24 protein-coding genes are annotated in these 19,876 nt (G+C 65.7%); 8 read left to right on the top strand and 16 right to left on the bottom strand.

All coding sequences use genetic code 11. The features are described 5' to 3' along the window. Positions 1-35 precede the first annotated feature (35 nt). The 3 genes from fusA to rpsL form a co-directional block, all read right to left on the bottom strand. A complete protein-coding gene (gene fusA / locus ACZ1H8_RS13210) occupies positions 36-2,129 on the bottom strand; it encodes an elongation factor G (protein WP_465177644.1) in 2,094 nt (697 codons plus the stop codon). 65 nt (positions 2,130-2,194) lie between these two features. Next, the gene (rpsG, locus tag ACZ1H8_RS13205) at positions 2,195-2,665 is read right to left on the bottom strand and encodes a 30S ribosomal protein S7 (RefSeq protein ID WP_465177643.1); all 471 of its coding nucleotides are present in this window, start codon (positions 2,663-2,665) and stop codon (positions 2,195-2,197) included. A 31-nt stretch (positions 2,666-2,696) separates the two neighbouring features. After that, entirely contained in the window at positions 2,697-3,068 is a 372-nt protein-coding gene (gene rpsL / locus ACZ1H8_RS13200) for a 30S ribosomal protein S12 (protein ID WP_346248215.1), read from the bottom strand. Positions 3,069-3,357: 289 nt separating this feature from the next. Between rpsL and ACZ1H8_RS13195 the strand changes: the two genes are divergently transcribed. Next, entirely contained in the window at positions 3,358-3,906 is a 549-nt protein-coding gene (locus ACZ1H8_RS13195) for a TlpA family protein disulfide reductase (protein WP_465177642.1), read from the top strand. A 222-nt stretch (positions 3,907-4,128) separates the two neighbouring features. Then, positions 4,129-4,515: a bactofilin family protein gene (locus ACZ1H8_RS13190; RefSeq protein ID WP_465177641.1), complete on the top strand. Its 387-nt coding sequence runs from the start codon at positions 4,129-4,131 to the stop codon at positions 4,513-4,515. Between the two features lie 57 nt (positions 4,516-4,572). On the opposite strand, the gene ACZ1H8_RS13185 is transcribed toward ACZ1H8_RS13190, so the two are convergent. Further along, complete coding sequence (locus tag ACZ1H8_RS13185; protein ID WP_465177640.1) at positions 4,573-5,163, bottom strand: DUF4142 domain-containing protein; 591 nt, start codon at positions 5,161-5,163, stop codon at positions 4,573-4,575. Between the two features lie 160 nt (positions 5,164-5,323). Between ACZ1H8_RS13185 and ACZ1H8_RS13180 the strand changes: the two genes are divergently transcribed. After that, positions 5,324-5,791: a GFA family protein gene (locus tag ACZ1H8_RS13180; protein WP_465177639.1), complete on the top strand. Its 468-nt coding sequence runs from the start codon at positions 5,324-5,326 to the stop codon at positions 5,789-5,791. A gap of 78 nt (positions 5,792-5,869) precedes the next feature. On the opposite strand, the gene lpdA is transcribed toward ACZ1H8_RS13180, so the two are convergent. The 5 genes from lpdA to ACZ1H8_RS13155 are packed head-to-tail and all read right to left on the bottom strand — an operon-like array spanning position 5,870 to position 9,688. After that, entirely contained in the window at positions 5,870-7,267 is a 1,398-nt protein-coding gene (gene lpdA / locus ACZ1H8_RS13175; RefSeq protein ID WP_465177638.1) for a dihydrolipoyl dehydrogenase, read from the bottom strand. Continuing rightward, the gene (locus ACZ1H8_RS13170; RefSeq protein WP_465177637.1) at positions 7,260-7,688 is read right to left on the bottom strand and encodes a hypothetical protein; all 429 of its coding nucleotides are present in this window, start codon (positions 7,686-7,688) and stop codon (positions 7,260-7,262) included. The genes lpdA and ACZ1H8_RS13170 overlap by 8 nt, the downstream gene beginning before the upstream one ends. Next, entirely contained in the window at positions 7,685-8,098 is a 414-nt protein-coding gene (locus ACZ1H8_RS13165; protein WP_465177636.1) for an acyl-CoA thioesterase, read from the bottom strand. Before ACZ1H8_RS13165 ends, ACZ1H8_RS13170 begins: the two co-directional genes overlap by 4 nt. After that, positions 8,091-8,357 carry a hypothetical protein gene (locus ACZ1H8_RS13160; protein ID WP_465177635.1) on the bottom strand — a complete coding sequence of 89 codons (267 nt, stop codon included), beginning with the start codon at positions 8,355-8,357 and terminating at the stop codon, positions 8,091-8,093. Before ACZ1H8_RS13160 ends, ACZ1H8_RS13165 begins: the two co-directional genes overlap by 8 nt. A 17-nt stretch (positions 8,358-8,374) precedes the next feature. After that, on the bottom strand, positions 8,375-9,688 hold the full coding sequence (locus ACZ1H8_RS13155; protein ID WP_465177634.1) for a pyruvate dehydrogenase complex dihydrolipoamide acetyltransferase: 1,314 nt from the start codon (positions 9,686-9,688) through the stop codon (positions 8,375-8,377). 134 nt (positions 9,689-9,822) lie between these two features. On the opposite strand from ACZ1H8_RS13155, the gene ACZ1H8_RS13150 reads away from it, so the two are divergent. After that, complete coding sequence (locus ACZ1H8_RS13150; protein ID WP_465177633.1) at positions 9,823-10,278, top strand: universal stress protein; 456 nt, start codon at positions 9,823-9,825, stop codon at positions 10,276-10,278. Between the two features lie 52 nt (positions 10,279-10,330). Here ACZ1H8_RS13150 and ACZ1H8_RS13145 read toward each other — a convergent pair whose 3' ends face one another. Genes ACZ1H8_RS13145 through ACZ1H8_RS13135 form a run of 3 tightly spaced genes read right to left on the bottom strand, consistent with a single transcriptional unit; the run spans position 10,331 to position 12,515 of the window. Continuing rightward, entirely contained in the window at positions 10,331-10,606 is a 276-nt protein-coding gene (locus ACZ1H8_RS13145) for a hypothetical protein (RefSeq protein ID WP_465177632.1), read from the bottom strand. Continuing rightward, positions 10,603-12,192 carry a PepSY-associated TM helix domain-containing protein gene (locus tag ACZ1H8_RS13140; RefSeq protein ID WP_465177631.1) on the bottom strand — a complete coding sequence of 530 codons (1,590 nt, stop codon included), beginning with the start codon at positions 12,190-12,192 and terminating at the stop codon, positions 10,603-10,605. Before ACZ1H8_RS13140 ends, ACZ1H8_RS13145 begins: the two co-directional genes overlap by 4 nt. Then, a complete protein-coding gene (locus tag ACZ1H8_RS13135) occupies positions 12,189-12,515 on the bottom strand; it encodes a hypothetical protein (RefSeq protein ID WP_465177630.1) in 327 nt (108 codons plus the stop codon). The genes ACZ1H8_RS13140 and ACZ1H8_RS13135 overlap by 4 nt, the downstream gene beginning before the upstream one ends. 112 nt (positions 12,516-12,627) lie before the next feature. Between ACZ1H8_RS13135 and ACZ1H8_RS13130 the strand changes: the two genes are divergently transcribed. Continuing rightward, complete coding sequence (locus ACZ1H8_RS13130) at positions 12,628-14,730, top strand: TonB-dependent siderophore receptor (protein WP_465177629.1); 2,103 nt, start codon at positions 12,628-12,630, stop codon at positions 14,728-14,730. A 65-nt stretch (positions 14,731-14,795) separates the two neighbouring features. Here the strand turns inward: ACZ1H8_RS13130 and ACZ1H8_RS13125 are convergent, their stop codons facing one another. From ACZ1H8_RS13125 to ACZ1H8_RS13110, 4 genes are all read right to left on the bottom strand, one after another. Beyond that, positions 14,796-15,611, bottom strand: coding sequence for an NAD-dependent epimerase/dehydratase family protein (locus tag ACZ1H8_RS13125; protein WP_465177628.1), 816 nt, complete (start codon positions 15,609-15,611; stop codon positions 14,796-14,798). Continuing rightward, the gene (locus tag ACZ1H8_RS13120) at positions 15,608-16,030 is read right to left on the bottom strand and encodes a MarR family winged helix-turn-helix transcriptional regulator (protein WP_465177627.1); all 423 of its coding nucleotides are present in this window, start codon (positions 16,028-16,030) and stop codon (positions 15,608-15,610) included. The genes ACZ1H8_RS13125 and ACZ1H8_RS13120 overlap by 4 nt, the downstream gene beginning before the upstream one ends. 101 nt (positions 16,031-16,131) lie before the next feature. Next, complete coding sequence (locus ACZ1H8_RS13115; protein WP_465177626.1) at positions 16,132-16,506, bottom strand: hypothetical protein; 375 nt, start codon at positions 16,504-16,506, stop codon at positions 16,132-16,134. Between the two features lie 18 nt (positions 16,507-16,524). Next, complete coding sequence (locus ACZ1H8_RS13110; protein ID WP_465177625.1) at positions 16,525-18,015, bottom strand: M61 family metallopeptidase; 1,491 nt, start codon at positions 18,013-18,015, stop codon at positions 16,525-16,527. A gap of 187 nt (positions 18,016-18,202) precedes the next feature. On the opposite strand from ACZ1H8_RS13110, the gene ACZ1H8_RS13105 reads away from it, so the two are divergent. The 3 genes from ACZ1H8_RS13105 to ACZ1H8_RS13095 all read left to right on the top strand — a co-directional run bounded on the left by ACZ1H8_RS13105 (position 18,203) and on the right by ACZ1H8_RS13095 (position 19,863). Continuing rightward, on the top strand, positions 18,203-18,745 hold the full coding sequence (locus tag ACZ1H8_RS13105) for a demethoxyubiquinone hydroxylase family protein (protein ID WP_465177624.1): 543 nt from the start codon (positions 18,203-18,205) through the stop codon (positions 18,743-18,745). Positions 18,746-18,777: 32 nt separating this feature from the next. Continuing rightward, positions 18,778-19,449, top strand: a complete 672-nt coding sequence (locus tag ACZ1H8_RS13100) for a hypothetical protein (protein WP_465177623.1) — start codon at positions 18,778-18,780, stop codon at positions 19,447-19,449. A gap of 63 nt (positions 19,450-19,512) precedes the next feature. Next, entirely contained in the window at positions 19,513-19,863 is a 351-nt protein-coding gene (locus ACZ1H8_RS13095) for a hypothetical protein (protein WP_465177622.1), read from the top strand. Positions 19,864-19,876 lie beyond the last annotated feature (13 nt).

Genomic DNA, 19,876 nt, shown 5'->3' with positions numbered 1-19,876 from the left:
CGCCGGAACGCGGCCCCATAGCGGCTGATTTCGAGTTACGCCAGCTTAGCCTTCACTTCGTCGGCCACATTCTGCGGCACTTCGTCGTAATGGCTGAACTGCATGCTGTACTGCGCGCGGCCCTGGGTGAACGAGCGGAGCTGGTTCACATAGCCGAACATGTTGGCCAGCGGGACCATCGCCTCGACCGTCTGCGCGTTGCCGCGGCTGTCGGTGCCCTGGATCTGTCCACGACGGCTGTTCATGTCGCCGATGACGTCGCCGAGATAATCCTCGGGGGTGACGACCTCGACCTTCATGATCGGCTCGAGCAGCTTGATGCCCGCCTTCTGTGCCGCTTCGCGCATTGCGCCGCGAGCACAGATTTCGAACGCCAGCGCCGACGAGTCGACGTCGTGGTACTTACCGTCGATCAGGTGCACCTCGAAGTCGATGATCGGGAAGCCGATCAGCGATCCGGTCTGCGCCGTCTCGCGGAAGCCCTTCTCGACCGACGGGATATATTCACGCGGAATATTGCCGCCCTTGATCTCGTCGAAGAACTGGAAGCCCGAACCCCGCTCGCCCGGCTTCACCTGCACCTTGACCTCGCCGAACTGGCCCGAGCCACCCGACTGCTTCTTGTGGGTGTAGGTCAGCTCGACCGGCTTCGCGAGATACTCGCGATAAGCCACCTGCGGTGCACCGACATTCGCCTCGACCTTGAACTCGCGCTTCATGCGGTCGACCAAGATCTCGAGATGGAGCTCGCCCATGCCCTTGATGATGGTCTGGCCCGACTCATGGTCGGTCGAAACGCGGAACGAGGGATCCTCGGCTGCCAGGCGGTTCAGGGCGATGCCCATCTTCTCCTGGTCGGCCTTGGTCTTCGGCTCCACCGACAGCTCGATCACGGGCTCGGGGAATTCCATACGCTCGAGGATGATCGGGTGCGCGGTATCGCACAGCGTGTCGCCGGTCGTGGTCTCCTTGAGACCCGCGATCGCGACGATGTCGCCGGCGAATGCCTCGTTGATGTCCTCACGCGAGTTCGCGTGCATCAACAGCATGCGGCCGATCTTTTCCTTCTTGTCCTTCACGGAGTTCAGGTACTGGCCCTTTTCGAGCTTGCCCGAATAGATGCGCGCAAAGGTGAGCGAGCCGACGAACGGGTCGTTCATGATCTTGAACGCGAGCAGCGACATCGGAGCATCGTCGGCCGGCGGACGCGAATCGACGGTCTCGCCGTCCAGCTTGACGCCCTGGACGTCGGGAATGTCGAGCGGGCTCGGCAGATAGTCGACGACGGCGTCGAGCAGGGGCTGCACGCCCTTGTTCTTGAACGCCGAGCCGCACAGCACCGGCACGAACGAGAAGTTCAGCGTGCCCTTGCGGATCAGCTTCTTCAGCGTCTTCGCATCAGGCTCGTTGCCCTCGAGATACGCTTCCATGACCGCGTCGTCCTGCTCGACGGCCATTTCGATCAGTTCGCTGCGCGCGGTTGCGGCTGCGTCCTGCAGGTCCTCGGGGATGTCGCGATATTCGAACTTCGCGCCCAGCGACTCGTCGAGCCAGATGATCGCACGGTTCTCGACCAGGTCGACCAGGCCCTTGAAGCCGCCCTCGATGCCGATCGGGAGATACAGCACCGCCGGACGCGCGCCCAGGCGATCCTTGATCATCTCGACGCAGCGCTCGAAGCTGGCACCGGTACGGTCCAGCTTGTTGACGAAGCACATGCGCGGAACCTTGTACTTCTCGGCCTGACGCCAGACGGTCTCCGACTGCGGCTCGACGCCGGCAACGCCGTCGAAGCACGCGACCGCACCGTCGAGCACGCGCAGCGAACGCTCGACTTCGATCGTGAAGTCGACGTGGCCCGGCGTGTCGATGATGTTGATCAGGTGCTCTTCGCCCTTGCCCTCTTCGGCGCGCCACTTGCAGGTGGTCGCCGCGGACGTGATCGTGATCCCGCGCTCCTGCTCCTGCTCCATCCAGTCCATCGTCGCCGTGCCTTCATGCACTTCGCCGATCTTGTAGGACTTGCCGGTGTAGTAAAGGATGCGCTCGGTCGTCGTCGTCTTGCCGGCGTCGATGTGCGCCATGATGCCGATATTGCGATAACGGTCGAGCGGATGGCTGCGGGCCATGATCGTGGTTCCTTAAGAATTTGGGGAGCCGCTTTGGACGGCTCCCCGATATATAGGTGGCGTTTTTACCAGCGGTAGTGGCTGAAGGCGCGGTTCGCCTCGGCCATACGATGGGTGTCTTCGCGCTTCTTCACCGCGTTGCCGCGGTTGTTCGACGCGTCGAGCAGCTCGCCCGACAGACGGGCGGCCATGGTGTTCTCGCTGCGGTTGCGGGCCGAGGCGATCAGCCAGCGAATCGCCAGCGCCTGGGCACGCTCCGGACGCACTTCAACCGGAACCTGATAGGTCGCACCGCCGACGCGGCGGCTGCGGACCTCGATGCCCGGCTTGATGTTGTTCAGCGCGTCATGGAACACGCCGATCGGCTCGCGCTTCGCGCGCTGCTCGACGGTGTCGAGCGCCGTATAGACGATGCCCTCGGCCACGGACTTCTTGCCGTCCAGCATGACCGAATTCATGAACTTCGAAAGCACCACATCCCCGAACTTGGGATCGGGCAGGATTTCCCGCTTCTCGGGACGACGACGACGAGCCATTGGCTTCTTCCTTCCTTAGTACCGAGACAGCTTACTTGGGACGCTTCGCGCCGTACTTCGAACGGCTCTGCTTGCGATCCTTGACGCCCTGCGTGTCGAGCACGCCGCGCAGCACGTGGTAGCGCACACCGGGAAGGTCGCGCACACGGCCGCCACGGATCAGGACCACCGAGTGCTCCTGAAGGTTGTGGCCTTCACCGGGGATGTAGCTGATGACTTCGCGGCTGTTGGTCAGGCGAACCTTCGCAACCTTGCGAAGTGCCGAGTTCGGCTTCTTCGGAGTCGTCGTGTAGACGCGGGTGCAAACACCACGCTTCTGCGGATTCTGTTCCATCGCAGGGACCTTCGACTTGGTCTTCTGCGGTTCGCGGCCCTTGCGGACCAACTGGTTAATCGTCGGCATGAAGCCCTTCACCTTTCAGACGGTTACTTTGCTGGAGCCCAGAAACATAAAGAATACGAAAAGGCCCCGATGGTCTTGCGACCCCCCGGGCCATTGCGTCTCCAGCAACGTTCAGCTCAAAGCGTCTCGACAAGCCAAGCCGGAATCGGCCGCTTCTCGGGACGCGGCGCCTATAACCGTGGGCGTCGCACGGGTCAATGGGCCGACACCATCCTGACGGGACCAATGGTTGACAGCCCGCGCCGGGCAGCAGAGCATCGGCGCGATCGGATCTTTTGGGGGAAATTCCGTGACATCGACTCGATTCGGCGTCGCCGCGCTGGCAGCGTCCTGGTGCGCGCTCGCCGGCCTGACGGCCCCGCCCGAGCCGGCCCCGCCAGCGGCAATGGCCCCTGCCCCATCAGGCACGCCACGCGACTTGGTCGGCCAGGTGGCTCCGGAATTCACCCTGCTGACCTATTCGCGCAAGTCGATTACCCTGTCGAGCCTGCGCGGGCAGGTCGTCGTGCTCAATTACCGGGCGACATGGTGTGTGCCGTGCCGAACCGAGATCCCGATGCTCGACACCTATTTCCGCAGACACAGCGATCGCGGGCTCAGGATATTCGCCATCACCACCGAGGATTCGGTGCCCGCCTACAAGCTGCGCGACCTGTCCAGGGAGCTCGCCTTCCCGCTGGTCCTGAAGATGCGCGGACGCCATTACCTGCCGACCGACGGCCTGCCGACCAATTTCGTGATCGATCGCAAGGGCGTGCTCCGCTACGCGAAGGCGGGCGCCTTCACCTATGAGGAGTTCGATGCGCTGATCCGCCCGATGCTCGACGAGCCGGCCTGAGCGCGTCGCACATCGAATCGAAAGATTTCGACTCTAGCATCGCCGCGCAGGGGCAGTCGGTCCCGGCCGGCTGCCGCCCGGTCCTGCGATATGGCAAGGCGGATGCGGGACCGATTCCGGGGAAATGGGGGATCTAACATGTTCATCAGCAGCAAGGGACGCGACGATCGCGCCGCGGGGTCATCGATCGCGACCTTCCAGAGCTCCGGGTCTAAACGAGGCATGTTCTCGGTCATCGGCCCGGACGTCACGCTGGCCGGCAATATCTCTGCGATCGCCGATCTCCATATCGACGGCCGGATCGAAGGCGACGTGACGTGCGGCACGCTGGCCCAAGGCGCCGACAGTAGCATCCTGGGCAGCGTGACTGCCCAAACTGCTCGGCTTGCCGGAACCGTCGAGGGCACGGTGCGCGTGAAGCAGCTCACGGTCGAGCGCAGCGCGCGGATCGTCGGCGACGTCGAATATGAGACCATCACGATCGAGCTGGGCGGCCAGATCGACGGACGGATCGGCCGCGTCACCGAGCTGACTGCTCAGCCCGCGGTCGCCACGGTCGCCACGCTGATTCGCCCCGCCGACGCGGACGAAAGCGAGAAGGCAGCCTGATCGACTGCCAAAGGCGATAGCGGCGCGACCCCGAAGGGCCACGCCGCTATCGGACGATCACATCGCCTGCAGCCGCTCCAGGTGCGACTTGACCACCGACTGGGTGCTCGAGGCGAAGTCGCGCAGCGTCGCCGAGTCGCCGGCCTCGGCATAGGCCTGCATCGCGGCGAGCGCCTTCTGGTGCGCCGCGGTCTGCTGTTCGCGGTACAGCCGGTCGAACTCGGCACCGGTGGCGCCGCGCAGCGCCTCGAGATTGGCCGTCTGCTCGGCATCCAGCTTCGGTGCCGGCGTCAGCGCGGGGCTTGCCTTGCCCGCGGCGGTCTTCAACGCCTCGGTCGAGCGGGTGTGGTGATCGACCATCATCTTGCCGAAGTCCTTGAGCGCCTGGCTGGTCGCCTTCTGCTGCGCCAGCTTGCCCGATTCGATCTCGAACATGTTGCTGGACGCCGCGGTGTCGGCGAATTGCTGCGGTGTCATCGCCGGCGTGGCGATCGTGGTGTTCACCGTTCCGTTGTCGGTGTCGCTGCTGATCTCGGTCACGGCGGCGCCGTTATTGACGACGCTGGTATCGACGTCGGTATTGCCATTGCATGCCGCAAGCAGGGCAAGCGCAGGAAGCGTCAGGGAAAACAATGCGGTGCGAGTCATGGCCGTCTCCTTCGGCGGCCTCCAACGTCACCGACGTCAGCGCGTTCCATCGGCGAAAAACGACGGGTTTGCATAGCCTTGGAGCACACCAGGCCGTGGACGTCGGCGCCCTATCGGCGTAGCCCGCTACGCATGACTTCCCGACAGGAGAGAAGCTGTCATGCCCGGATGGACATTGCCGATGGAGGGAGGCTGCCGCTGCGGCAGGCTGCGATTCCGGATCAGCGCGGCACCGATCCTGACGATGGCGTGCCATTGCACCGGCTGCCAGCACATGTCGGCCAGCGCCTTCTCGACCAGCATCGCCGTGCCGAGCGACCGGTTCGAGATCCTATCCGGCGAGCCGGTGATCGGCGGCCTGCACGGCGAGATGTTGCGCCATCACCATTGCGATTGGTGCAAGAGCTGGGTCTTCACCCGGATCATCCCCGAACCCGGCTTCACCAATGTCCGCGCAACGCTGCTGGACGATCCGAGCTGGTACGCGCCGTTCATCGAGACCTATCGCAGCGAGGCCCTGCCCTGGGCGACGACGCCTGCGGAGTACAGCTATGACAGATTTCCAGAGATGGCCGACTATGGCCGGCTGATCGAGGCGTTCGCCGCCCGGGCCACCGCGGACGGCTGACCCGCATGCAAAACCCCTCCCGTTGCCGGGAGGGGTCGCAGGGTTCGTTTGCCCGGCCGGACCTGCCGGCCGCGAGGATCACATGTGCAGCACGCGTCCGAACGCCGCCAGCACGCCTTCGTGCATCGTTTCACTGATCGTGGGATGCGGGAACACCGTCTCCATCAGCTCTGCCTCGGTCAGCTCGCCGGTCTTGGCGATGGTATAGCCCTGGATCATCTCGGTGACCTCGGCGCCGATCATGTGTGCGCCCAGCAGCTCGCCCGTCTTCGCGTCGAACACCGTCTTCACGAAGCCCTCGGGCTCGCCCAGCGCGATCGCCTTGCCGTTGCCGATGAACGGGAAGGTACCCGCCTTCACCTCATAGCCGGCTTCCTTCGCCTTCTCCTCGGTCAGGCCGACGCTGGCGATCTGGGGGTGGCAATAGGTGCAGCCCGGGATGTTGCGCGGGTCCATCGCATGCGGATGCTTGCCGGCGATCGCCTCGACCGCGATCACGCCCTCATGGCTCGCCTTGTGCGCCAGCCAGGGCGGCGCGGTCACGTCGCCGATCGCGTACAGCCCGTCGACATTGGTGCGGCAGGCACCATCGGTGACGATATGGCCGCGCTCGGTCTTCACGCCCAGCGTCTCCAGGCCGATATTCTCGGTGTTCGGGACGATGCCGATGGCGACAATGACGTGGCTGAACTCCTCGGTCGTGACCTTGCCGTCCTTGCCCTTGATCGATGCCTTCACGCCATTGGCGCCGACGTCCAGCCTCTCGACGCCGGTCGAGGTCAGGATCGTCATGCCCTGCTTCTTGAACGCCTTTTCGAGGTGGGCGGAGACGTCCTTGTCCTCCACCGGCACGATCCGGTCGAGCATCTCGACGATCGTCACCTTCGCGCCCATGTCGTTGTAGAAGCTGGCGAACTCGACGCCGATCGCGCCCGATCCGATGACCAGCAGCTTGGTCGGCATCTCGCTGGGCGTCATCGCGTGACGATAGGTCCAGATGCGCTTGCCGTCGGCCTTGGCGAAGGGAAGGTCGCGGGCGCGCGCGCCGGTGGCGACGATGATGTTCTTCGCGCTCAGCTCCGTCGTCTTGCCGTCCTGCGCGGTGACGGTCAGCTTGCCCTTCCCCGTCAGCGTGCCGGTGCCCATGTGCACCGCGATCTTGTTCTTCTTCATCAGGTGTGTGACGCCCTGATTCAGCTGCTTGGCGACGCCGCGCGAGCGCTTCACCACCGCATCCAGATCGGCGCTGATCGCGTCGGCGACCAGCCCGTAATCCTTGGCATGCTGCATATAGTGATAGATCTCGGCCGACCGCAGCAGCGCCTTGGTCGGGATGCAGCCCCAGTTGAGGCAGATGCCGCCCAGCAGCTCGCGCTCGACGATCGCCGTCTTGAGGCCCAGCTGCGCAGCACGGATCGCCGCGACATAGCCGCCCGGCCCGGAGCCGAGCACGATCAGGTCATAGGATTCAGCCATTGTTCGCCATTCCGAGAGAGGTGAGGAACCAGCCCGCCAGGACCCAGACCAGGCCCCAGCCGGCACCGATCAGGATGCTCGCGCCGAGTTGATGGGCGATCTCGCCGCCGCTGCGGTTCGCCAAGCCCCGGCGCTGGGTGTAAAGAGTACCGATCAGGAGCGCGGTCGCCCCGATCAGCAGCGCGCGGCCGATCTCCATCGGTCCGAACACCGCGCCGTCGGCCCAATGCCCTTCGAACGGCAGGAAGACCAGCAGCGTGAACAGCGCGAAGACGGGGTAGACCGGCACCAGCAGCAGCGCGTCGCCGGTCGACAACCGGTGGCGCGTCGCGAACGCCATCGCCAGCCAGGGGGTCAGCACCACCAGCGAGACGATCAGCGCCTGCAGCAGCGAAAAGCCGATCGGGGGATAGCCGCTCATGCCTGGCCTCCCTCAACCGGTGCGACGGGTCGCGATTTCCGGTGTTCGTCGATCGCGACAAAGGTAAAGCGGGCTTCGGTAACCTTGTGCATCATTTCCTCATGGCGGTGGCGGCGCCAGGCCTCGACCTCGATCGTCATCGAGGTACGACCGGTTCGCACCAGCTCGGCATAGACCGACACCTCGTCGCCGACTGCGACGGGTAAGTGGAACTGCATCGCCTCGACCGCAATGGTCACCGCGCGGCCATGCGAATGGCGCGAGGCGATCGATCCCGCGGCAAGATCCATCTGGCTCATCAGCCAGCCGCCGAAGATATCGCCATAGGGATTGGCGTCGGCCGGCATCGCGATCACGCGGACGGTGGGCGCCCGCTCGGGCGGCATCGGGATTTCGTTCCGGTCACTCATCGACAGGCTTCTCGTCGTCTCGGGTCGCGCGCGATGCGCCCACCCCGCCCTGCTCGGCGCGGGCAAGCGTCTTGCGATCCTCCTGCCATGCGCGCCAGGTCGGCCGCGCGCCCATCGCGATTACCGCGATCATCGCGGCATAGGTCACCAGCCAGATGTCGCGATTGGCCAGCGGATAGGACCAGCTCGCGACCTGGCCGATGACCATAGCGGCCAGCAGCCCGATCACGATGTGCATCACTTCGATGAAGACTCGCATGGCCCTCGCTCGGTCGTTCAGGCGATCATGCCCATCGGCGATTCGATCAGGCCCTTCAGGATCTTCATCATCTCGGCGCCGTCGGCACCGTCGATCGCGCGGTGATCGAAGCTGCCGGTGACCGTCATCACCGTCGCGACGCCCAGCGCGTCATCGACGATATACGGGCGCTTCTCGCCCGAACCGACCGCCAGGATCATGCCCTGGGGCGGATTGATGACCGCATCGAACTGCTTGATTCCGAACATGCCCATGTTCGACAGGCTGGCGGTACCGCCCTGATATTCCTCGGGCTTCAGCTTGCCGTCGCGGGCACGCTCGGCCAGGTCCTTCATCTCGGCGGAGATGGCCGAGACGCTCTTGTTCGCCGCATCGCGCACGATCGGCGTGATCAGACCGGTCGGAGTCGACACCGCGACCGACACGTCGGCGCGGCTGTACTTGATCAGCTTCTCGCCGGTGTAGGTCACGTTGCACTTGGGCGCCTGGATCAGCGCAACGCCCAGCGCCTTGATCAGCAGGTCGTTGACCGACAGCTTCACGCCGCGGCCTTCCAGCGCCTTGTTCAGCTCGCCGCGCAGCTTCAGCAGCGCGTCGAGGCGCACGTCCACCGTCAGGTAGATGTGCGGCACCGTCTGCTTCGATTCGGTCAGGCGGCGCGCGATCGTCTTGCGGATGTTGCTGAGCTTCTCCTCCTCATGGGGAATGCTCTCGTCATACCACACCGCCTTGGGCTCGGCGGGCGCAGCGGCAGGCGCCGGAGCGGCCGACGGCGCCGGCGCGGGGGCAGCGGATGCAGCAGGTGCGGCAGCGCCGGGCTTGGCACCCTCGACATCCGCCTTGACGATGCGGCCATGCGGGCCCGACCCGGTGACGCCGGCCAGGTCGACGCCCTTGTCGGCGGCGATGCGGCGCGCCAGCGGGCTTGCCTTGACGCGGTCGCCCGATGCCTGCTGCGCCTGGGCAGGGGCCGACGCAGGGGTGGGCGCCGGAGCGACCTCGGCCTTCGCGGGCTCGCTCTTGGCTGCTTCGGCCGGAGCGGGTGCAGCCGCGGGTGCCGGCGACGCGGCGGCGTCGGACGCATCCTCGCCCTCGCCTGCCAGCACCGCGATCACGGTGCCGACCTTCACATTGTCGGTGCCCTCGGCGATCAGGATCTTGGCGATCACGCCTTCATCGACGGCTTCGAATTCCATCGTCGCCTTGTCGGTCTCGATCTCGGCCATCAGGTCGCCGGACTTGACCGTATCGCCTTCCTTGACGAGCCATTTGGCGAGCGTGCCCTCTTCCATCGTGGGCGAGAGCGCAGGCATCTTGATTTCGATGGGCATGGAAGATTCCGTCTTCTGTGTTCCCGGGGAGGGGATGTCCGCGCCCTCTTCGCGTCCGACCCGCCCCGGGTCAAGCCGCTTGCAAGCTTCGCGATCACAAGGCACCTACGGATCGGGGGAGAGGACTTGGCACGATGCGTACCTATCTGGTCGTCATAGATGAAAGTCCGGAAGCGGAGATCGCCATGCGCTTCGCCGCGCGCCGTGCGGTCAAGACCGGCGGCACGGTCGAGATCCTGGCGATCACTCAACAGACCGAATTCGTCCAGTGGGGCGGCGTCATGGCCGCGATCGAGGAAGAGACGCAGATGCGCGCCGAGGCACTGGTCGCGCGCGCAGCGGGAACGTTGCTTGCCGAATCGGGAATCAAGCCGGCGATCACCGTCCGCCAGGGAGACGGCGCCAAGATCGCGCGCGAGATGATCGCCGCCAATCCCGACATCGCCGCGCTGGTGCTCGGCGCCGCCGCCAGCGGCCCGCCAGGCCCGATGGTGTCGCATTTCACCGGCGCAGATGCCGGCGGGATGAGCGTCCCGGTGATGATCATTCCCGGCTCGCTGACCCCCGAGGCGATCGACCGGCTGAGCTGAAGACACAACCGGGTAGAAGGAGCGCGTCGAGCAGACTTGCCGACGGCCGAACCTACTCGGTCTTGAGTTGCGCCGCGAAACAGGCGGCGACTGCCCATCCCAGCAGGCCCGATCCGCCCAGCCACATGATGAAGGCAGCCGAGTCGCCGAGCAGCGCACATGCCAGTCCGGGCACGCAGGCGGCCAGCACCAGCAGCCACCGCTGGCCCGACGCGCTGCCATCCTTCACCCCGGCGGCCCGCCGCCGTTTCGGATCGCCGATACCCAGCAGCAGGATCGGGATCGCGGACAGCACGAGGGCGCCCAATGCGAGAAGGATCATGCTCATTCGGCGGGGCTCAGCATCGGCTCGGCTGCACGAGCCCGCCGCGGCAGCTGCATCCAGCAATCACGGATCAGCCAGGCGCCGGCTAGGACAAAAGCGAGGTCCAGCGCCGCGATGACGGGCTGACCCGCCGCCACAGCCTCGCCCCAGCCGGGCCCGCCGGAGACGAAGAGCCGCAGTAGCGGGAGCAGCAGCATGATGATCCCGGTCGCAGCCTTCAACAGCATCACTAGCCGATCGTTGCTGGGCGCGAGCACGCCCGCCAGGATTGCCGCGGCGGACGCGATCAGGAACGCCGCGGTCGTCCAGTAGACCGCCGAGCCGAGCGGCATCGTCACGAGAAACGCAGCGGCGGACGCGACGAGTCCCAGCGGCAGCCCGAATCCAACCACGGTCAGCGTCCGCTCGAGCGCGGCGAGCGCGCGCGAGTCCGCCCGGCGGCGCACGACCCACAGCCGCATCCCGGTATAGGTGACGTAGCACATGGCGAAGCCCAGCCCGAACCAGATGGCCTTGGACAGCATGCCCGCGAAGTTGCCGAAGTGCAGCGGCCCCATGATCCCGACCAGCGTCCCGCCGGCGGAGGGCTGCGCACCCACGACAGGCTTTGCGCGGACGAACTCGGCAGTCGCCCCCTTATAGAGCAGCGCTACCGGCTCGAGATCCCCCTCCTTGGGGTTGTGGTAGCTGGTGACGTCGGCGTCGGCGCGGCCGAACTTCTCGATCGCGATGAAGGTGGGCACCGCGCCGGTACGGCGGATCGCGTCGGTCGTGATCCGGTCGAGACTGCCGAGCGCGGCCGGGCGCGGATCGGGCGTGCCGGGATTGCCATAGACCGCCTCCGTCAGCGCTTCGATATCGCCGCCGAACGCCGCCATCGCGACGACGGGGACGCCGATCGTGCCGTAGAAGGAGAAGAAGCTGCCCGTGAACGCCAGGACAAAGGCGAAGGGCAGGCTCCACGTTCCCGCGACGCTGTGCTTGTCGCGGTTGACCAGCACCGGGCTGGCGCGGCGGCGCAGGGTGAAGATGTCCTTGAACAGATGGCGGTGGATCAGCAGCCCGGAGATCGCCGCGACCAGCATCGCCAGGCCGAGAATCCCGGTCAGCAACAGGCCCCAGGGATTGGGAACGTGCAGCCGGACATGGGTATCAACCAGGAAGGCGCTCAGCGCATCGTCGTTGCGCGGTCCGAAGATGTCATCGACCGAGCCCTTGACCGTATTGAGCAACCGCCCGCTGTTATCGAGCTGATAATAGATGCCGCTCTCGGTCGGAACGCCTTTCGCGTCGAGCTCGTGGCGGTGGAAGAACACGCCCAGCCCATGGTCGCCGATCTCGAACAGGTTCACCGCTTCGCGATATTGCGGCGGGGTCTGCTCGGTCAGGCGGCGCATCGTCGCGTCGATCGGCTGTTCGAAGGACGAGCGCGTGGCAAGGTGACCGGCCGACCAGGCGCCGATCTCGTGCGCGAACACTGCGGCGGCGCCGGTCAGCACGACCGCGTAGAGCAGCAGGCCGAGCAGGATGCCCGACCAGCCATGCACCGCGACCATCGCCTTGGTCTCGTTCTTGTCCAGATGGATCATCGCGCAACCCCGGCATCGGGTGAAGCGGCCATGAAGCGCGAGGCCACCATGCCGCCATGGACTAGAAACAGCGCCGCAGCCACCAGCGCCACCCGCGCAAGCCGGCGATCGAGGCAGGCGTGAAAGAACAGGATCGCCCAGATCAACGGGGCGAAGACCAGCGGAAAGGCAAGATTGTCGATCCCCGCCGAACCGCCCGGCAGCCACAGCGGCATGCCCGCCAACAGCGTCAGGGTCACGACGATTGCCCCCGGGCCCGCCAGCAGGATTCGCGCCCATCGATGGCGCGGCTGGGCCGGAAGCGGATGTAGCCGAGGAGACATGGCAACCGGATAAAAGCGACAGGCGGCCTTGGCAAGAAAAATGCTATTGATAATCTGTCGCAATTATTTAGGAGCGCCGCACATCGAATTGGATGATGTGAAGGGCGGACTCATGGGGAAGTTGATCGTTGCGGCCGGACTGGCGACCGTGCTGGCAAGCCAGGCGGCCTGGGCGCAGGAAGAGGAGCCAGTCTCCGCCGACAACGAGATCGTAGTGACCGGCGCCAATGCCGGCACCAAGACCGAGACCCCGCTGATCGAGCTGCCTCAGCCGCTGACGATCATCCCGTCGGAAACATATCTGTCGCAGGGCGCGATCAACATCAGCGATACGGTGAAATACGCCGCCGGCGTGCTGGCCAACCCCTATGGCCGCGATACGCGAGTCGACGGGTTCAACGTCCGCGGCATCAGCGCGCTGCAATTCCGCGACGGCATGCGCGACATCTTTTCCTATTATGCCAGCATCCCGTCCGACCCCTATAATTTCTCGCGGGTCGAGATCGTGCGCGGCCCGGCATCAGTGCTGTTCGGCCAGGGCTCGATCGGCGGTCTCGTCAACCTCGTGTCCAAGACGCCCGAGTTCCGCACCGGCGGCGAGGTGAACCTCGTCTATGGCAGCTATGATCGCAAGGAAGCGCTGGGCGACGTCAACATCGCGCTGAGCGACACGCTGGCGATCCGCGCCGTTGCCCGGGTGCGCGACGCCGACACCTATGTCGATCACGTGCCGGACGACCGCGTGATGTTCGCCCCGTCGATCCGCTGGCAGCCGACCGCGAGCACCGACATCGTCCTCACCGGCCTCTATCAGAAGGACAATACCGGCTCGACCTCGCAATTCCTGCCGATCGTCGGGACCTTCCTGCCGAACCCCGGCAATCCGGGCGCGCAACTCGATCCCTATACCTTTGTCGGCAAGGCGGGCTGGGACCGGTATAACGGCCGCTCGCTCCAGGGCGGCGGCACGCTGACGCATCGCTTCTCCGACAATATCCGCGTCAGCCTGAAGGCGCGGTACATCGACAGCGACCTCGAATATTTCACCCACTATGCCGACAGCTATACCAACCCGACCAACCCGTTCGCGGTCTATGGCACCGACGGCCGCACCATCGGCCTCTATGCCGACGCCAGCGATGCCCGGATGAACGTCTTCTCGACCGACAATAATGTCGAGTTCAGCTTCAACACCGGCGCGGCGGTCGAGCACAAGCTGCTGGTTGGCCTCGACTATAGCTGGAACAAGGTTGGCAAGCGCTATGCGGCGACCACGCTGGAAACGGTCGACCTATACGACATCGATTACGCGTCGCTGAAGAGCTACGACCCCAGCGGCCCGTTCGCCTATGTTTCGCAGAAGCAGCTGGGCGTCTATGTCCAGGACCAGATCCGCTTCTTCGATCGCATCTCGGTGATCCTCGGCGCCCGCCGCGACCATGTCACCAACTCGTCGGGCCAGACCGACAACGCCACCACCTTCCGCGCCGGCATCATCGGTGAGGTCGGCGCGGGCTTCTCGCCCTTCTTCAGCTACACCGAAAGCTTCCTGCCGATCGCCGGCCGACTGACCGGCCCAGGCGGCGTCCCGACCGACCCCTTCAAGCCGCAGACCGGCACGCAGTACGAAGCGGGCGTGAAGTGGCAGCCCGGTCCGCGGACCCTGGTCACCGTGACCGGCTTCCACATCAAGGAAAGCAACCGCGTCCTCTATCTTGCCAACAACGTCACGACCCAGTCGGGCGAGCTGACCACCAAGGGGATCGAGTTCGAGGCCAGCCATGTCCTGCCCGGCAATTTCGAGCTGCTGGTCAATTACGGCTATAGCGAGCTCGATTCCGAGGTGAACACCAGCCTCGATTACATGCCGCGCCATACCGCATCGATCTGGTCGACCAAGACCTTCGGCAATGCCGGCGGCCCGCAGCTGCGACTCGGCGCGGGCCTCGTCTATAGCGGCGAGAGCAAGTCGACCGGGCCGATCGACCCTTATGGCCTCAACCCGGCGATCACGCCCGGGACGCTCTACACCATCGTCACGCCCGAGCGGACCACGGTCGATGCACTGGCGGAAATCACCTGGGACAAGTGGCGGCTGGCGATCAACGCCACCAACCTGCTCGACGACCGCGCCTTTGCTTCCTGTCTCGCCCGCGGCGACTGTTTCATGGCTGCGCCGCGCAACGTGATGGCGACCCTGGGCTTCCGCTTCTGAGCCCTGCCGGGCCGATGCGGCGGTAATCGCATCGGCCCGGGCATCGCTACTGACACATCAGGACGTCACAAGAGTTCTTGCTGCGCCGCCTGCAGGACCGTGCGGACCTCGGCCTGAAACCCCAGGCTGCGTGCCAGCGACGCGTCGACATGCAGATACCATGGATCGCTTAGCGGCTCGGCCGACGGCGCCATCGTCGCACCGGCCAGCCCAACCAGTTCATAGATGGTCGTCGGTGCCTCGTCGGCGATATTGACGACCCGGCCGTCGAACGCCCCGTCGAGCGCCAGCGTCATCGCCGTTGCGATATCCCGATGATGGATCGTGCTCATGCGATGGGCCGGGTGAAACCCGAACGCGTCGAGATGCTCCGGCACCATTTCGAGATGGCCGTCCCCGTCACCATAGACGAACGGGAAGCGTAGTACCGCCCAGTTCAGGCCGCTGTCGCGCACGACGCCTTCCGCCGCCACCTTGCTGGCGGGATAGGCAAGTTCCGGCGCGACAGGATCGTCTTCCCGGCTCGGGTGGGGAGCCTGCCGATCGTATACGTTCGACGTGCTGGCCAGGATGAAGCGCGCGGCGGGGGCCGACGCCTGTGCCGCCGCGACGAGCTGCTGCGTCCCCTCCAGATTGGTTTTCCAGATCAGGTCGGTGTCGCGGGTGCGAAAGGCCGCGGCGAGATGGACGATGGCGGACACGCCCCCCACCGCGCGCGCCAGCGACGCGGGATCGAACAGATCGCCTTCCACCACCTGCACCCCCGCCGGCACCGCCTTGCCCGGTCGAACCAGGACCCGGCAGTCGAAACCCGCCGCGACGAGGCGCGGCACGAGCCGCTCGCCAACCAATCCGGTCACGCCCGTCAGGAGAATGGTCATGTCGTGCCTCCTTTCGATTGTTGCACGAGCCGCTCGGTCGCCGCCCCGAGGACCCGGATCACCGTCGCGATCTCGTCACCCGAAAAGCCGTCGAAGGCGGCACCCTGGATGAAGCGAAGGTCGGGCAGCTCGTCCCACAGCGCCGAACCCGCGGGGGTCAGGCGCAGCAGCTTCTGCCGCTGGTCGGTCGCATCCTGCACCTGCTCGACCAGATCCTTCCGGACGAGTGCCGAAATGACGATGCTGACGGTCGCACGTTCGATCTGGAGCATCCGCCCCAACTCGCGCTGCATGGTCGGCCCTTCCGTCGCCAACTGGTGCAGGACATACCACTGCGTTGCGCCAATGCCGTGAGGCCGAAGCGCATCGTCCATCAGTGTCCGCGCAGCAAAGAAGCAGCGCTTGACCCAGACGGACACCAACGCAGGATCAGAGGCAGGTTTATTGTTAGCCATCTGACAATAATGTCAGCTAGCTAACGTGGTGTCAAATCCAATCGCTGGCTCGAGTTGCCACGCGCTCAGCGGGGCGCGAGCAGCGCCGCAAGCGTGTCGGAACGGCCCGGGATCCGCTCGAGCCGGGGATAGCGCAGCGGCCCGACATAACTCACCGCGACATCCGATCGCCGACCGTCGCGCTCGATCGTCAGCGTGGTCGGTTGACTGACGGAGCTGCGAACCGCCGCCAGCAGCGCATCACGGCGATACGGCGCGCCGTTGACCGCGACGATTCGGATTCCGGCGCGCATGCCCGCGCGAAAGGCCGGCCCTTCCCACGCCACCGCCAGCACCGCGCCGTTATCGCGCACCGTCAGGCCGAGCGAATAGGTCAGATCGGTGCCCCCGCTCTCCGCTTCATTGGCCAGAAAGGCGGGTGTCGGCGTGTCGGTAAACACCAAGCGCCAGCCGTGCCGCTACAGCCCGCGGGTCGTGTCGAGTTCGTCATGCGCATCGATCCAGTCCCGCAGGATCCGCTCCCAGTCCGCCGGCGCGACCTGGCCCAGCGTGCGCGCAATGTCCTCGAACCTGTACGTCCGCGTCGGCGCACCGGGTGCCGCGCCGGCAAAGAACAGCCGCGCAAAATCGTCGATGCTGCGCCGCCCGCCGCTGCGTTCGCGCAACTCGGCATCGACCGCCAGCCACAGCATCACGCCTTCCGAATAATAATCCCGGCGACGCTGCCAGTCGCGCCACGGCACGGCCTGGCGCAGCATGAAGGCGGGATAGTTGACGTCGTCGGACAAGGATCGCCAGGCCCGCCCCGGGCGGTTGGCGATCTCCGCCGCCTCGATCGCCAGCCGGTCGCGCAGCTCGGCCGGCGTGAACTGGCCCGCCCGCGTCGCGAGCACCCGTCCCCAGAATTCGGTCTGTCCTTCGTACATCCACAACAGGCTGCCCGAGACCGGGACGTTCGGTGTCGGCGCCCACAGGTCGGCCGGGGTCCGATAGAAGCCGTTCCATGCATGGACGATCTCATGCGCGATCAGGTCACGGAACAGGATCTGCCCCGGCCAGTCGCGGAAATGCGACGATGCCAGCCCATTCTCGCTCGAGCTGCGATGCTCGGTCCCGCCCGTCGACCCATCGTCGCTCAGCCGCGCAAGGATCGCGTAGCGCTCGAACGGCGTCGCCCCGAAGACCGCCCGCATCTGGACGATCAGCGCACGCAGTTCCGCAAGGCGGGCCGCCGGGACGGCAAGGTCCTCGGGTCGCATCGCAACGATATCGAGTGACACTGCACCGCGACCGGGCGCGGTCAGCGGCACCTGCGCCGCATATCGACCGGCCAGCACGGGGGTATCGAGCAAGGTTTCCAGCGTCGCCCTGCCGAAACGCAGCGTCGCCCCCTCGGTCCGTTCGACCTGAAGCGCAGTGAAGGGACGCAGGCCACCGGGCAGGCTCAGCGTCGCCGCGACCGGGATGTTCCGCGCGTACCAGCCCGCCGGGTACAGGATCAGCCGCTGCCACGGCACGCTTACGATATCTGCCGTCAACAGGTCGCCACCCGCCACCATCTGGAAGCGCACATCGATGGCGCTCGTGCCGGAAGGCACGTCCAGATGAAAGGCATGCGGCTCATAAGGGTCGCGCCGCCATGCGATCCGCCGACCCGCCGCCTCGACCGTCAACCCAGCCAGGTCGGTGACGGCCAGGCTCGGCCCGTGACTCGCAGGTTCCCACCGGGGATAGAGCAAGGTCACCGCGCCACCCTTCCCGACGGGGATTCGCTGACGCACAGTGAAGATCCGCCGCTCGACATCGGTCGCATCGACATGAAGCTCGATCACCCCGCGAAATGCGCGATCGACCGGCTGGGGGACCGAGCGCATGGGCGCGACATAGGTCGGACCGGGCGTGGATTGCGCCAGTGCCTGCCCCCCAATCATCGCAAGCGTCAGCACCATTAAAGCAAGTCGATCGAACCGGATCGTCACCCCATCACTCTCCATTCGAAGATCAGCTGCGCCACCCGAAAGTCGAACGCACACGCTGCAGCCCGGACGGGCTCGCACTCCGCCAATCGGCACCGCCAACTGTCCGCAAGCTGAACGCATTGTTGCTCACGCCCCCCGGACCATGAGACAGTCGGACATGCTCATGGTCGCACGCCTTGCACAGGGAGAAACGCTCGGCGACCGAATCATGAAGGTGGATCATGCCGGCGAGCATGGCGCGGTGTGCGTCTACCGCGCGCAACGCTGGGCCGCACGCTGGCGGGCGCCCGAGATGGTCGCCGAACTCGACGAGTTCCTCTCGCACGAGCGCGCGCACCGGGCGTTGTTCGAAGCGGAATTGCTCCGCCGCGGACGTCCCCACTGCCGCAGTTTCACACTATGCGCCGCCGGCGGCTTCGTCCTCGGCATCCTTACCGGGCTGGCCGGCCGCCAGGCGATCGCCGCAACGACCGTCGCGATCGAACGCGTCGTGCTGCGCCACATGCACGAGCAGGTGCGCGCGCTGGAAGGCGTGGATGACCGTGCAGCGGCGACGCTCCGTCACATCCTCGTCGACGAACAGGATCATTACGACCGATCGGCGGAACGCGTCGATCGAACCACGCTCTGGGCCAGAGTGATCGACCCGCTCGTGACGCAGGCGACCGAAGCGGTCATCTGGCTCGGCATGCGTCTCTAGATCCGGCAGCGCCGGAGTTGACCGGTCCGCCCTTGCTTATCGTCACGCGCCGCCACCGTCAGCGCATGAGCCCCGCCCCCTCGCCCGCGACGCTCGCGCGGGTCCGCACTGCACTCGAGAAGGTCTATCGCGTATTCGATCGCCCTGTTCCGAAGGCGATCGAGGGTTGCCCGTGCTGCATTCGCAAGCGGAACACCGACGCGCTGCTTCGCACGCCCCTGCGGGAATTGAGTGGCACGACTTTATGGCCCTATGTGTCTGGCGCGTTCCTGACCGTCGGCGGCGAGGCCGATTTCCGCTACCTGCTGCCGCGCATTCTCGAGGTCTCGATTTACGACCCGGGAAATATGCTCGACCCAGAGGTCGTGCTCGGCAAGCTCAGCCTTGCACGCTGGCGGTCCTGGCCGTCTGCCGAGCAGGAGGCGGCCGAGGCGTTTATCGACGCCTGGTTCGATCATGCACTGGCGACGGACCTGTCGGCGGCTCATCAAGGCGAGATTGGGAGCACCGACGCCGAGGCCGTGTTATGCGGTGCCGCGCTGAGCGGAATGCCCTTGGCAAACTGGTTGCGGCGTCTGGGCGAGCCGGCCGCAGCCCCTGTCCTCGAAGACCTGCGCCAGCGCTTTCCGCACAGGCTGCCTCCTTTCTGGGAGGATAGTCCATCCGGGCTGGAGGAAGTCGTGAGCTTCCTTCAGCAGCACTAGCAAGCCGTCGGTATATGGCCCGCATTGCCGCCTAGCGGCCACGCTCGTACAACTGCTCATCCGATGGAGGCGAGCATGCCGACAAGGTTACGAGTTCGTACGCTTCAAGCACACTTCGGCCTGACCTATGCAGCACTCGCACTGATCGCCATCGCGAGATCACCGGACCTTGCGACCAGCCTCTCCGCCATCGCCCTCGGCTGCCTCGCCTATCTGTCCAACCGCACGGTCCCCGATCGCCTCGTTACGCTCGAGGAGGCGGTGAGGCTTTCTCCGATCGCTCTCGCCGTGATCGGCTTCGGCGTTGCCGCCGACAGCCTCGCCGGACTCCATGCCGTGGGATGGGCGGCGATCGTCATGTCCTACTGCGCAGGAAATCGCATGAGGGCGGCCGGCCTGGGACCGCTGGGCTAGCAATCGGGCCAGC

The sequence above is a fragment of the Sphingomonas sp. BL-S-25 genome (assembly GCF_055521555.1).
The sequence above is the reverse complement of the archived record's forward strand: the minus strand, read 5'-3'. Positions and strand labels throughout refer to the sequence as shown.